This window comes from Streptomyces sp. NPDC003035 (assembly GCF_042888285.1).
Lineage (GTDB): Bacteria > Actinomycetota > Actinomycetes > Streptomycetales > Streptomycetaceae > Streptomyces.
In genome coordinates this window covers 435,962-449,355 of sequence record NZ_JBIAPJ010000004.1, presented here as the reverse complement: position 1 = coordinate 449,355, position 13,394 = coordinate 435,962, and the positions used below count along the sequence as shown (strand labels likewise).

The window sequence follows — 13,394 nt, the reverse complement described above, 5'->3', positions numbered from 1 at the left end:
ACCCGGGTCCGGGCGTAGGCTCGGACCCGGGTAAACCGCACACGACGCTTAAGGAATCTCTGATGGAGCTCGGTCTCGTCGGTCTCGGCAAGATGGGCGGCAACATGCGTGAGCGCATCCGCCGCGCAGGCCACACCGTCATCGGATACGACCGCAACCCGGACCTCGCCGATGTCCACAGCCTCGAAGAGCTTGTGGGCAAGCTCAAGGGTCCGCGCGTCGTGTGGGTCATGGTCCCGGCGGGCGCCGCGACCCAGTCCACCGTCGACGAGCTGGCGGACCTGCTCTCTCCCGGCGACATCGTCGTGGACGGCGGGAACTCCCGCTGGACCGATGACGAGAAGCACGCCGAGGAGCTCGCCGCCAAGGGCATCGGCTTCGTCGACTGCGGCGTCTCCGGTGGTGTCTGGGGCCTGGAGAACGGCTATGCGCTGATGTACGGCGGCGACGCCGAGAACGTGGCGCGGGTCCAGCCGATCTTCGACGCCCTCAAGCCCGAGGGTGAGTTCGGCTCGGTCCACGCGGGCAAGGTCGGCGCCGGCCACTTCGCGAAGATGGTCCACAACGGCATCGAGTACGCGATGATGCAGGCGTACGCCGAGGGCTGGGAGCTCCTGGAGAAGGTCGACTCCGTCACCGACGTGCGTGAGGTCTTCCGCTCCTGGCAGGAGGGCACGGTCATCCGTTCCTGGCTGCTGGACCTGGCGGTCAACGCCCTGGACGAGGACGAGCACCTGGAGAAGCTCCGCGGCTTCGCGCAGGACTCCGGCGAGGGCCGCTGGACGGTGGAGGCCGCGATCGACAACGCGGTGCCGCTGCCCGCGATCACCGCGTCGCTCTTCGCGCGGTTCGCGTCCCGTCAGGACGACTCCCCGCAGATGAAGATGATCGCCGCGCTGCGCAACCAGTTCGGTGGCCACGCGGTCGAGTCCAAGAAGTAATCCACAGGCTGTGCACTCCCGGTGCACAGCGGCCGGGGGAAGGTCGGCGCACACCATGCATGTCACGCATCTGTCGCTGGCCGACTTTCGCTCCTACGCCCGGGTCGAGGTCCCGCTCGATCCGGGCGTCACGGCTTTCGTGGGCGCGAACGGCCAGGGCAAGACCAACCTCGTCGAGGCCGTCGGCTATCTGGCCACCCTCGGCAGTCACCGCGTCGCCTCGGACGCCCCGCTCGTGCGGATGGGGGCGGACCGGGCGGTCATCCGCGCCGCCGTCACCCAGGGCGAGCGCTCGCAGCTCGTCGAGCTCGAACTCAACCCGGGCCGCGCCAATCGCGCCCGTATCAACAGGTCCTCCCAGGTCAAACCGCGTGACGTGCTGGGGATCGTACGGACCGTGCTGTTCGCGCCGGAGGATCTGGCCCTGGTCAAGGGCGATCCCGGGGAGCGCCGGCGCTTCCTCGACGAGCTGATCACGGCGCGCTCGCCGCGCATGGCCGGCGTCCGCTCCGACTACGAGCGGGTGCTCAAGCAGCGCAACACCCTGCTGAAGTCCGCCGCCATGGCCAGGCGGCACGGCGGTCGTGGCATGGACCTGTCGACGCTGGACGTGTGGGACCAGCACCTGGCCCGGGCGGGCGCCGAGCTGTTGGCGCAGCGGCTGGATCTGATCGCCGTACTGCAGCCGCTGGCCGACAAGGCGTACGAGCAGCTGGCGCCGGGAGGCGGACCGATTCTGCTGGAGTACCGGCCGTCGGCGCCGGGCCCGGGGCACACGCGCGAGGAGCTGTACGAGCAGCTGATCGCCGCGCTCGCGGAGGTGCGCAAGCAGGAGATCGAGCGGGGCGTGACGCTGGTCGGGCCGCACCGGGACGAGCTGCTGCTCAAGCTCGGTGAGCTGCCGGCGAAGGGCTACGCGAGTCACGGGGAGTCCTGGTCGTACGCGCTGGCGCTGCGGCTGGCCTCGTACGACCTGCTGCGGGCGGAGGGGAACGAGCCCGTGCTGGTCCTCGACGACGTCTTCGCCGAGCTGGACGCGCGGCGGCGGGAGCGGCTCGCGGAGCTGGTGGCGCCGGGCGAGCAGGTGCTGGTGACGGCGGCGGTGGACGACGACGTGCCGGGGGTCCTCGCGGGGGCCCGGTACGCGGTCGCGGGGGGCTCGGTGGAAAGGCTGTGAGGTCGTGAGCGAGAACGAGAGTCCCCAGGCCGCCCCTGCCCCCAAGGCGCCCGAGGTGTCCGGGGTGGATCTCGCGCGGGTCGCGCTGCGGGCCGCCAAGGAGCAGGCGAGGGCGCGGGGCGCCGCGGCCCAGCAGAAGAAGCAGGCCCGGCGGGGCGGTGGGCTGCGCTCGGGCGCGCACGCCGACGGGCGGGACCCGGTCGGGCTCGGTGCCGCGATCAACCGGCTCATCACCGAGCGCGGCTGGGAGACGCCGGCGGCGGTCGGCGGGGTCATGGGGCGCTGGCCGCAGATCGTGGGCGAGGACCTGGCGAAACACTGCGTACCGCTGAAGTACGACGAGGCGCCGGAGGAGCGGGTGCTCACCGTGCAGTGCGACTCGACTGCGTGGGCCACGCAGCTGCGTCTTCTCGCGCCGAGGCTGGTGGCGCGGCTGAACGAGGATCTCGGGCACGGGACGGTACGGGTGATCAAGGTGCTGGGGCCGTCGGCCGGGCTTCGGCGGGGGTACGGGCCGCTCAGGGCGCCGGGGTCCGTCGGACCCGGAGACACGTACGGATAGAGCGCCGGGCGGGGGCGTTCGTCACAGCGCGCGGGCCCGCGTGGTGGAGGCCGGGTACTGGTGCGGAGCGCGCTCGCGGAGCGCCGTTCCGCTGTGCCTACCCACCCACAGCGGGGCGTCACAGCCCGAAGCGCTGGGTGGCCGTCAGAACCCTTTGGAGCCCCTCCCTGGATATGGGGAGTCGTCTCGCTCCCGCTCAGGGCGGCACATGCGGACTCAGGTACCGGCAAACCCCCATGAGTGTCAGCGCTACCGGTAGACTGGAAGACAATCCCGCCACCCTGCGGAACATGTCGAACGACGCAGCCGCTCCGGTATGCCCGGAGAACGGCCTGTGCTGTGCCAGAAAGGGCGCTTCGTGGCCGATTCCGGCAACCCCAACGAGAACACCCAGTCCGCCAACGCTGCGTCCTACGACGCCAGCGCGATCACCGTCCTCGAGGGTCTTGACGCGGTCCGCAAGCGACCCGGCATGTACATCGGATCGACCGGTGAGCGTGGCCTGCACCACATGGTGCAGGAGGTCGTCGACAACTCGGTCGACGAGGCCCTGGCCGGTCACGCGGACACGATCGAGGTCACGATCCTCGCCGACGGCGGCGTCCGCGTCGTCGACAACGGCCGAGGCATCCCGGTGGGCATCGTCCCGTCCGAGGGCAAGCCGGCCCTCGAGGTCGTGCTGACCGTGCTGCACGCGGGCGGCAAGTTCGGTGGCGGCGGCTACGCGGTCTCCGGCGGTCTGCACGGCGTCGGCGTCTCCGTCGTGAACGCCCTGTCCACGAAGGTCGCCGTCGAGGTGAAGACCGACGGCCACCGCTGGACACAGGACTACAAGATGGGCGTCCCGACGGCCCCGCTCGCCCAGCACGAGGCGACCGAGGAGACCGGCACGTCGGTCACCTTCTGGTCCGACCCGGACATCTTCGAGACCACCGAGTACTCCTTCGAGACGCTCTCGCGGCGCTTCCAGGAGATGGCCTTCCTCAACAAGGGCCTGACCATCTCCCTCACCGACGAGCGCGAGTCCGCCAAGGCGACCGTGGGCGCCGACGACCCCGACGCCGAGGCGGCGGAGGAGCAGCCGGCGAGGACGGTGAAGTACCACTACGAAGGCGGCATCGTCGACTTCGTGAAGTACCTCAACTCCCGCAAGGGTGAGCTGATCCACCCCACCGTCATCGACGTCGAGGCCGAGGACAAGGAGCGGATGCTCTCGGTCGAGATCGCGATGCAGTGGAACTCCCAGTACACCGAGGGTGTCTACTCCTTCGCCAACACGATCCACACCCACGAGGGCGGTACGCACGAAGAGGGCTTCCGCGCCGCTCTGACGGGTCTGGTCAACCGGTACGCGCGCGACAAGAAGCTGCTGCGCGAGAAGGACGACAACCTCACCGGTGAGGACATCCGCGAGGGTCTGACGGCGATCATCTCCGTCAAGCTGGGCGAGCCGCAGTTCGAGGGCCAGACCAAGACCAAGCTGGGCAACACGGAGGCGAAGACCTTCGTGCAGAAGGTCGTGCACGAGCACCTCAACGACTGGTTCGACCGGAACCCGAACGAGGCCACGGACATCATCCGTAAGTCGATCCAGGCGGCCACCGCGCGCGTGGCGGCCCGCAAGGCCCGCGACCTGACCCGTCGCAAGGGCCTGCTGGAGAGCGCCTCGCTGCCGGGCAAGCTGTCCGACTGCCAGTCGAACGACCCCTCCAAGTGCGAGATCTTCATCGTCGAGGGCGACTCCGCCGGCGGCTCGGCCAAGTCCGGCCGTAACCCGATGTACCAGGCCATCCTGCCGATCCGCGGCAAGATCCTGAACGTCGAGAAGGCCCGGATCGACAAGATCCTGCAGAACACCGAGGTCCAGGCGCTGATCTCGGCCTTCGGCACCGGAGTCCACGAGGACTTCGACATCGAGAAGCTCCGCTATCACAAGATCATCCTGATGGCGGACGCCGACGTCGACGGCCAGCACATCAACACCCTGCTGCTGACCTTCCTCTTCCGCTTCATGCGTCCGCTGGTCGAGGCCGGTCACGTCTACCTCTCGCGCCCGCCGCTCTACAAGATCAAGTGGGGCCGGGACGACTTCGAGTACGCGTACTCGGACCGCGAGCGCGACGCGCTCGTCGAGCTGGGCAAGCAGAACGGCAAGCGGATCCGCGAGGACTCGATCCAGCGCTTCAAGGGTCTCGGTGAGATGAACGCCGAGGAGCTGCGCATCACCACCATGGACCAGGACCACCGCGTGCTCGGCCAGGTCACCCTCGACGACGCGGCGCAGGCCGACGATCTGTTCTCGGTGCTGATGGGTGAGGACGTCGAGGCACGGCGCTCGTTCATCCAGCGCAACGCCAAGGACGTTCGCTTCCTCGACATCTGAGTCGGCCTCAGCTGACCGTACGAAAGGACTGAAGACCAGCAATGGCCGACGAGAACACCACTGTGATGCCCGAAGAGGAGCCGACGGTTCCGGGCGTGGGCATGCGTGTGGAGCCCGTGGGGCTCGAGACCGAGATGCAGCGTTCGTATCTCGACTACGCGATGTCCGTCATCGTGTCGCGTGCGCTGCCGGACGTACGGGACGGTCTCAAGCCCGTCCACCGCCGCGTGCTGTACGCGATGTACGACGGCGGCTACCGGCCCGAGAAGGGCTTCTACAAGTGCGCCCGTGTCGTCGGTGACGTCATGGGTACGTACCACCCGCACGGCGACTCCTCGATCTACGACGCCCTGGTCCGGCTGGCCCAGCCGTGGTCGATGCGTCTGCCGCTGGTGGACTCCAACGGCAACTTCGGCTCCCCGGGCAACGACCCCGCGGCCGCCATGCGGTACACCGAGTGCAAGCTCATGCCGCTGTCGATGGAGATGCTCCGGGACATCGACGAGGAGACCGTCGACTTCCAGGACAACTACGACGGCCGTAACCAGGAGCCGACGGTCCTGCCGGCGCGCTTCCCGAACCTGCTGGTCAACGGCTCGGCGGGTATCGCGGTCGGTATGGCCACCAACATCCCGCCGCACAACCTGCGCGAGGTCGCCGCCGGTGCCCAGTGGGCGCTGGAGCACCCGGAGGCCACCCACGAGGAGCTGCTCGACGCGCTCATCGAGCGGATCAAGGGCCCGGACTTCCCCTCCGGCGCGCTGGTCGTGGGCCGCAAGGGCATCGAGGAGGCGTACCGCACCGGCCGTGGCTCGATCACGATGCGCGCGGTCGTCGAGGTCGAGGAGATCCAGAACCGCCAGTGCCTGGTGGTCACGGAGCTTCCGTACCAGGTGAACCCCGACAACCTCGCGCAGAAGATCGCCGACCTGGTCAAGGACGGCAAGATCGGCGGCATCGCCGACGTCCGCGACGAGACCTCGTCCCGTACCGGCCAGCGCCTCGTCATCGTGCTCAAGCGCGACGCCGTCGCCAAGGTCGTGCTCAACAACCTTTACAAGCACACCGACCTGCAGACGAACTTCGGCGCGAACATGCTGGCGCTCGTCGACGGTGTGCCGCGCACGCTCTCGCTCGACGCGTTCATCCGTCACTGGGTGACGCACCAGATCGAGGTCATCGTCCGCCGGACCCGCTTCCGGCTGCGCAAGGCCGAGGAGCGCGCGCACATCCTGCGCGGTCTGCTCAAGGCGCTGGACGCGATCGACGAGGTCATCGCCCTCATCCGGCGCAGCCAGACCGTGGACGTCGCGCGCGAGGGCCTGATGGGCCTGCTGGAGATCGACGAGATCCAGGCCAACGCCATCCTCGAGATGCAGCTGCGCCGGCTCGCCGCCCTGGAGCGCCAGAAGATCGTCGCCGAGCACGACGAGCTGCAGGCGAAGATCAACGAGTACAACGCGATCCTCGCCTCCGAGCAGCGCCAGCGCGCCATCGTCAGCGAGGAGCTGGCGCTGATCGTCGAGAAGTTCGGCGACGACCGCCGCTCCAAGCTGGTTCCCTTCGACGGTGACATGTCCATCGAGGACCTGATCGCCGAGGAGGACATCGTCGTCACCATCACGCGTGGCGGCTATGTGAAGCGGACGAAGACCGAGGACTACCGCTCGCAGAAGCGCGGCGGCAAGGGCGTGCGCGGCACGAAGCTGAAGCAGGACGACATCGTCGACCACTTCTTCGTGTCCACCACCCACCACTGGTTGCTCTTCTTCACGAACAAGGGCCGGGTCTACCGGGCCAAGGCGTACGAGCTTCCGGACGCCGGCCGGGACGCGCGCGGCCAGCACGTCGCCAACCTGCTGGCCTTCCAGCCGGACGAGCAGATCGCCGAGATCCTGGCGATCCGCGACTACGAGGCCGCGCCGTACCTGGTGCTCGCCACCAAGGGCGGTCTGGTGAAGAAGACCGCGCTGAAGGACTACGACTCGCCGCGTTCCGGTGGTGTCATCGCGATCAACCTCCGGGAGACGGAGGATGGCAGCGACGACGAGCTGATCGGCGCGGAGCTGGTGTCGGCGGAGGACGATCTGCTGCTCATCAGCAAGAAGGCGCAGTCGATCCGGTTCACCGCGACGGACGACGCGCTGCGTCCGATGGGACGAGCGACGTCCGGCGTCAAGGGGATGAGTTTCCGCGAGGGCGACGAGCTGCTCTCGATGAATGTCGTCCGGCCCGGTACGTTCGTCTTCACCGCCACCGACGGTGGGTACGCGAAGCGGACCAACGTCGACGAGTACCGCGTCCAGGGTCGCGGTGGCCTCGGTATCAAGGCCGCCAAGATCGTGGAGGACCGCGGCTCGCTCGTGGGCGCGCTGGTGGTCGAGGAGACGGACGAGATCCTCGCCATCACGCTGTCCGGCGGTGTGATTCGTACGCGAGTCAACGAAGTCAGGGAGACCGGCCGTGACACCATGGGCGTCCAGCTGATCAACCTGGGTAAGCGTGATGCCGTCGTCGGCATCGCACGGAACGCCGAGGCGGGCAGCGAGGCCGAAGAGGTCGAAGGTGCCGAGTACGTCGACGGCGCGGCCGATGTCGAGGAAGGCGTCGAGGTCGCGACCGCGGCCGAGGCAACAGCCGAGGGCATGCAGCCCTCGGCCGGGGAGCACGAGGAGTAGAGCGTGAGTGGAGCCACGGGCGCCGGATCGGCGGCTGCCGGAGCTTCTGCTGGTGCTGGAGCGAACGGTGCCCGTGGTTCCGCCACGGACTCCCAGGGGGTTGCGGTGACGGACACCCGAGGGCCCAAGCCCTCGTACGAGACGTACAACGGGCCGCTGCCCGGCGAACGCGCGGGAGCGCAGCAGCCGAGCGGGCCGTACCACCCGCCACAGGCGTACGGCGCTCAGGCGCCGGCCGCCGGGGCGGGCGGTGGAGCCGGCGCGGCCGGCCCTGCCGGTCAGAACACGGGCGCCGTGCGCCGCCCGCGTACCGGGGCCCGCACCACGCCCCGTACGCGCAAGGCGCGGCTGCGGGTGGCCAAGGCCGATCCGTGGTCGGTGATGAAGGTCAGCTTCCTGCTCTCCATCGCGCTGGGCATCTGCACGGTCGTGGCTGCGGCGGTGCTGTGGATGGTCATGGACGCCATGGGCGTCTTCTCGACCGTCGGCGGCACGATCAGCGAGGCGACGGGCTCGAACGAGTCCAACGGCTTCGATCTCCAGTCGTTCCTCTCGCTGCCGCGGGTGCTCATGTTCACCTCGGTGATCGCCGTGATCGACGTGGTCCTGATGACCGCGCTGGCGACCCTCGGGGCGTTCATCTACAACCTGTCGGCCGGTTTCGTGGGCGGTGTGGAGCTCACGCTGGCGGAGGACGAATGAGCTGCGTGGGGGCCTTGAGGAACCGATTTTGGGACTGGCCCCCACGTGCGCTAATCTTCAGGAGTCAGCGCGCGGGACATCCCGCAGAAGCGCGGCGGGGCTATAGCTCAGTTGGTTAGAGCGCATCCCTGATAAGGATGAGGCCACAGGTTCAAATCCTGTTAGCCCCACCAGCACGAAGACCCCCAACCGATCATGGTTGGGGGTCTTTGACGTATCCGGCGGACATCGAAGGAGCTGCCATGGGCGAGGACGCCCGTCGACAGTTCGCAGTGGGTGACGTTCTGCTGGTCAGCTGCCCGCCGACGCCGACACGAGTCGTTCATGCGACGCCGTTCGACATCACTGTCGCGTGGCCATGGGCAGAGATCGATCCGGAGTCCGCGTATCGATGGAACGGCCACAGGGCGATTCCGCGCACTGAGCGTCTTCATGAGTGGAGCGGGCTCTTTCGCACCGTCCCCGATCCCCGGCACCTCCAGGCCGGCGACTTCTGCACGGTGGGCATTCCCGAAACCCGCGTACGCGTCATCGACATCGGTCACTACGACCCGCCGGCCGACGTGGGGTGGCTGCCCAGGCCCCACACCATGGTGATCGTGGTGCCGGTCGATCACCCGCGCCATCCTCATGCGGAGGCGGAAGGCGACACCATCGACCTCGAATCCGCGGCTCCCCTCAGAATCGAGCGGGTGGCGGGCGGCTGACCGCGCCCGCATGGCCCAGGGCCGCCGACCGGTGGTGGTGCAGCGTCCGGGGTGATTGGTTTGAGCGGGGGAACGGCTGCTCGGGTAGGTCACCGATCGGTATCGGTCGGTGTGTAGAGTGGGCGTCAGAAGTCTCCTACGTCAACGAAAGACGAGGTCGCGCGGTGAAGAAGCTTCTCCTGGTCGCACTGGCCGCCATCGGCGGGCTCCTCGTGTACCGCCAGATCCAGGCGGATCGCGCCGAGCAGGATCTGTGGACGGAGGCGACCGACTCCGTGCCCGCAGGTTCGGGTGTCTGAGACGCAGCTTGTCCGAGGGTGAAGCCCCGGCCGCGATCGAGCGGCCGGGGCTTCACCCTGTTCGCGGCGTTGTTTCAGGACCGCGACACCACCCCTCTTGAGTTCACTCTCGCAAATGATTAAGTTGCGAGAGCAAAGTTGAGTGATCGCGGTCAAGGGGGGCGGTGGCATGGGAGTGCGACGAACAGCGGCGGGCTGGGCGGTGGGGGCGTTGCTGACGCTGCTCCTCGCGCCGGCGCAGGGAGCGGCCGCGGCCGAGGGAGAGGTCTCCGGCGGCGGCAGCCTGGTGATGGTGCTCGACTCGTCCGGTTCCATGGGCGACGACGACGGCTCGGGGCGTACGAAGATGGAGGCGGCCCGCGCCGCTGTCGGCACCGTCGTCGACGGCCTGCCCGACGGGCACCCCACCGGCCTGCGGGTCTACGGTGCCGACGGGCCCCAGGGATGCACGGACACGCGCCTCGTCCGGCCGGTCGCCCCGCTGGACCGGGCCGGGCTCAAGGCCGCCGTCGCGGCGGTGAAGCCCACCGGAGACACCCCCATCGGGCTGTCGCTCCAGAAGGCCGCCCAGGACCTTCCCGAGCCCTCCGGCGGCCTCATCGGCACGCGCACGATCCTGCTGATCTCCGACGGCGAGGACAACTGCGGCAGCCCCCCGCCCTGCGAGGCGCCCGGCACCCGGTCGGCGTCGGAACGGGCGAGTTCGGCTCCTCGACCACGTACGTGGGGCGTCCCGCCGCGCTGAGCATGGGGACGGTGCCGGTCGCGTGGACGAACCGGTACGAGAGCGACTCCAACGTCGTCCCGGTGCACGCCCCCGGTGGCTTCTCCATCGCGGTCACGCTCGGCGCGGAGGCCGCCGAGATCGCGCGGACCCCCCAGATCGCCGTGGTCCTGCGGGTCGCGGTCCTCGGTGAGGAGCTCGCCGGACCGGAGCACGGTGCGGCGCCGGTCGCCGGAGAGTCCGACAAGCGGGGCGAATCACCCGCCCGCGCAGACAGCGGAGGGACGGGCGGGGCAGGATGGACTGTCACCGCAGCCGCCTCGGCGGGCGGCGGAGCCGTCGTACTGATCGTGGCGGCGGTGTTCGTGGTGAAGCGGGTACGGGGCGGGACGGCTACGGACACGAGGAGAGGCGCGTGACAAGGCGCGTGAAGAGGCAGCGCGGGAGGATGCGGGCGGCCGGGTCCCCGGTCGCCGCGACGGGTACGGCGACGGGTACGGCGATGGCCGCGCCGGCCACGGCGGCGGTGTTCAAGGCCGCGGTGTTCAAGGCCGCGGTGTTCACGGCGGCGGTGTTCATGGCCGCGGCGCTGCCGGGCGTCGCGTGGGCGGCCGGAGAGAGCCCGTACGCCTTCGACGGTGGGGCCACGCGGGTCCAGGGCGCCACGACCAGCCTGGACGCACAGCAGTTGAAGGCCGGGCAGAGCTACCGCGACAGCATCAAGAAGGACGGCAAGCTCTACTACCGGGTCGATCTCGACACGAAGCAGAACGCGTACGTGTCGGTGGTCGCCGTGCCCAAGCCCGGCGGCAAGGCGGAGTACGGCGACGGCATCAAGGTCAGCCTCCAGGACGGCTCGGGCTCGCAGTGCGGTTACCAGGACGCGGCGTTCGAGTCCGCCGGGTTCACCCGGCCCATCACCGCGTACGCCCACCGCACGATCGAGCCCGACAGCTCCACCTGCCAGCGGGCGGGTGCCTACTACGTGCTGGTCGAGCGGACCTCCAAGGCCGTCTCCACGCCCGACGACTGGGAGCTGGAGATCCGGTACCTCGCCGAGCCGGGAGTGAAGCAGACCGGCCCCACGGCGCTGCCCGAGAACTGGCCCTCCTCCTCACCCCCGCCGCCCTCCGGCGGCCCGCAGAAGCGGCAGGGCGGCGCGGGCTTCCACGACGCCACCTCGCTGAAGCAGGGCGAGTGGCGCGCCGACATCAAGCCCGGGCAGACGCTCTTCTACCGGGTGCCCGTCGACTGGGGGCAGCAGATCTTCGCCACCGGGGAGCTCGGTAGCAGTCCCACCGGCGCCACCGAGTACGTGAGCAACGCGCTGGTGCTGTCGCTCGACAACCCGGCCCTCGGCCACGTCGACCAGGACACCATCAGTTACGACGGCAAGCCGGCGACGCTGGCGCTCGATCCGCACCGGCCGGTCGCCTTCGAGAACCGCTACTCCTCCAACAGCTACACGAACGCCATGCGGTTCGCGGGCTGGTACTACCTGTCGGCCACGCTCAGCCCGGAGATCACGAAGGCGTACGGGGACAAGCCGGTGCCGCTGACCCTGAGGGTGAACGTCACCGGCACGGCGAAGGCCGGTCCCGCGTACGACGGGGACGCCGGGGTCTTCAAGGTCACCGACGACGACCGGGACGCGGCGGCCAGCGGGGCGAGCGGGGCGCAGGCGCAGAAGAGCGCCGGCATGGCCCTGGTCGCGGCGGCCGGGATCGGCGCCGGAACCGTACTGATCGTCGGGCTCGGCCTGTGGACGTTCGCCGGGCGGCGCCGGGCGGCGCGGCAGGCGCCGCCCGCGTCGCGCGCGTCGCAGGACGGTCCGCCGCAGTTCGGCCCGCCGACGGCCTGGTAGGCCGTCGGGTCAGGTCTGGGTGAGTGCCCAGATGCCGACCGCGAAGCAGATCAGCGCGACGACCAGGACCGGGATCGCCACCTTCGGGGGCGGTCCCGGTCGCCGTGCCGGGGTGGCGGGCGTCGCGTGGGTGGGAACCTGTCCGGCCTGAGCGGTGTATTGACGAGTAGAGGCTTGTGGGTACGACACCGCGGCCGTCGGGGCCTGGGCGAAGTCCGGCGCGGCGGCGGAATGGGGGGAGGCCGTATGCGCGGAAGGGGCGGGGACCGGGGGCTGCGTGGGGGCGGCGACCGGCTGTGGGGGCGGGGACAGGTGGAAGCTGCCCGTCTCGGAGGGGCTCGGCACCGGCTGCTGTGGCTGTGCCAGGGCTTGTGCGTGTGGCTGGGGGTGCGGCTGTGGCTGTACGGGGGCAGGGGCGGGGGTGGCCTGCGCCTGGGCCGGGGCCTCGGGGCCGTTCGGGCCGAAACCGGCGGGCAGCGGGCCGATCTGGTCGAAGACCTCGACCGGCTCCTCGTCCGGGCGGGGCTCGGGCAGCATCTCGACCGCCGAGGTCAGCGCCTTGCGCACGCCCGTCGCCGTCTTGAAACGAGCCTGCGGGTCCGGCTGGAGCAGGCCCGCGAGGACCTGCCACAGCGGCTCAGGAATGCCCTCGGGGGCTCCCGGCGTCCCGTGCGTCATGAAGTACTCGATCAGCGCGCGGGAATCGGGCTTCTGGCCTTGGAGGAGATAGAGCGCGACCAGGCCGACCGCGAAGAGGTCGGCCGGGAAGTCCGGTTCCGCGCCCATCATCTGCTCGGGCGCGAAGTAACCGGGCGTCCCCACCACATAGTTGGTCTCGGTGAGCCGGGGCTCGCCCTTGCGCATCGAAATGCCGAAATCGGACAGCCGCAGATGCGGCCGCCCGGTTCCGGTGACATCGAGCAGGATGTTCGCCGGCTTGATGTCGCGGTGCACGACCCCCTCCGCGTGCACCGCGGCAAGTCCGGAGAGCAGCTGGTCGAGCAGGGTGCACACGAACCGCGGCGGCAGCGGACCGTAGTCGCCGATGACGTGCGCCAGAGATCCGCCGGCCACCAGATCCATGGTGAACAGCACCTTGTCGTCGTCGGCGGCCCAGCTGGCCGGGGCGAGGACATGAGGGTGGTCGATCCGGAGCGCCTGCTCCCGGACGAAGCGGAGCAGTGTGTGGGCGTCGCTCTGCTGGAGCACCTTGGCCGCCACATAGCGGCGCCGCCGGTGATCCCAGGCACGCCACACCGCGCCGACGCCACCGCGTCCGATCGGGTCGATCAGCTCGTACCGACCGGCGAAGACCTCACCCATTGCGCTGCGCCCGCTCCCCGTCGTCCCCGGCCCG

At 69.7% G+C, this 13,394-nt stretch carries 12 protein-coding genes and 1 tRNA gene; 12 read left to right on the top strand and 1 reads right to left on the bottom strand.

Annotation, left to right across the window (positions count from 1 at the left end):
- The first annotated feature begins 62 nt into the window (after nucleotides 1-62).
- The 12 genes from gnd (at nucleotide 63) to ACFYV5_RS15205 (ending at nucleotide 12,037) form a co-directional block, all read left to right on the top strand.
- Nucleotides 63-941, top strand: a complete 879-nt coding sequence (gene gnd / locus ACFYV5_RS15260) for a phosphogluconate dehydrogenase (NAD(+)-dependent, decarboxylating) (RefSeq protein ID WP_389168561.1) — start codon at nucleotides 63-65, stop codon at nucleotides 939-941.
- A gap of 55 nt (nucleotides 942-996) precedes the next feature.
- Nucleotides 997-2,118, top strand: coding sequence for a DNA replication/repair protein RecF (gene recF / locus ACFYV5_RS15255; protein WP_355110704.1), 1,122 nt, complete (start codon nucleotides 997-999; stop codon nucleotides 2,116-2,118).
- A gap of 4 nt (nucleotides 2,119-2,122) precedes the next feature.
- Nucleotides 2,123-2,680 (top strand): DUF721 domain-containing protein, encoded by a 558-nt coding sequence (locus tag ACFYV5_RS15250; RefSeq protein WP_389168558.1) that lies wholly within the window; start codon nucleotides 2,123-2,125, stop codon nucleotides 2,678-2,680.
- Nucleotides 2,681-2,996: 316 nt separating this feature from the next.
- Nucleotides 2,997-5,063 carry a DNA topoisomerase (ATP-hydrolyzing) subunit B gene (gyrB, locus tag ACFYV5_RS15245; protein ID WP_389168556.1) on the top strand — a complete coding sequence of 689 codons (2,067 nt, stop codon included), beginning with the start codon at nucleotides 2,997-2,999 and terminating at the stop codon, nucleotides 5,061-5,063.
- A 41-nt stretch (nucleotides 5,064-5,104) separates the two neighbouring features.
- Nucleotides 5,105-7,741 (top strand): DNA gyrase subunit A, encoded by a 2,637-nt coding sequence (gyrA, locus tag ACFYV5_RS15240; RefSeq protein WP_355110701.1) that lies wholly within the window; start codon nucleotides 5,105-5,107, stop codon nucleotides 7,739-7,741.
- A gap of 105 nt (nucleotides 7,742-7,846) precedes the next feature.
- On the top strand, nucleotides 7,847-8,443 hold the full coding sequence (locus tag ACFYV5_RS15235; RefSeq protein WP_355110700.1) for a DUF3566 domain-containing protein: 597 nt from the start codon (nucleotides 7,847-7,849) through the stop codon (nucleotides 8,441-8,443).
- A 96-nt stretch (nucleotides 8,444-8,539) separates the two neighbouring features.
- Nucleotides 8,540-8,616 (top strand) — tRNA-Ile (locus tag ACFYV5_RS15230).
- A 69-nt stretch (nucleotides 8,617-8,685) separates the two neighbouring features.
- Nucleotides 8,686-9,150, top strand: a complete 465-nt coding sequence (locus ACFYV5_RS15225; protein ID WP_389168553.1) for a hypothetical protein — start codon at nucleotides 8,686-8,688, stop codon at nucleotides 9,148-9,150.
- A gap of 164 nt (nucleotides 9,151-9,314) precedes the next feature.
- Nucleotides 9,315-9,449: a DLW-39 family protein gene (locus ACFYV5_RS15220; protein ID WP_003958712.1), complete on the top strand. Its 135-nt coding sequence runs from the start codon at nucleotides 9,315-9,317 to the stop codon at nucleotides 9,447-9,449.
- 169 nt (nucleotides 9,450-9,618) lie between these two features.
- Nucleotides 9,619-10,194, top strand: a complete 576-nt coding sequence (locus ACFYV5_RS15215; protein ID WP_389168551.1) for a VWA domain-containing protein — start codon at nucleotides 9,619-9,621, stop codon at nucleotides 10,192-10,194.
- 11 nt (nucleotides 10,195-10,205) lie between these two features.
- Nucleotides 10,206-10,592, top strand: coding sequence for a hypothetical protein (locus tag ACFYV5_RS15210; RefSeq protein ID WP_389168549.1), 387 nt, complete (start codon nucleotides 10,206-10,208; stop codon nucleotides 10,590-10,592).
- 158 nt (nucleotides 10,593-10,750) lie between these two features.
- Entirely contained in the window at nucleotides 10,751-12,037 is a 1,287-nt protein-coding gene (locus ACFYV5_RS15205) for a hypothetical protein (RefSeq protein ID WP_389168953.1), read from the top strand.
- 9 nt (nucleotides 12,038-12,046) lie between these two features.
- On the opposite strand, the gene ACFYV5_RS15200 is transcribed toward ACFYV5_RS15205, so the two are convergent.
- Nucleotides 12,047-13,360 (bottom strand): protein kinase, encoded by a 1,314-nt coding sequence (locus tag ACFYV5_RS15200; protein ID WP_389168547.1) that lies wholly within the window; start codon nucleotides 13,358-13,360, stop codon nucleotides 12,047-12,049.
- Nucleotides 13,361-13,394 lie beyond the last annotated feature (34 nt).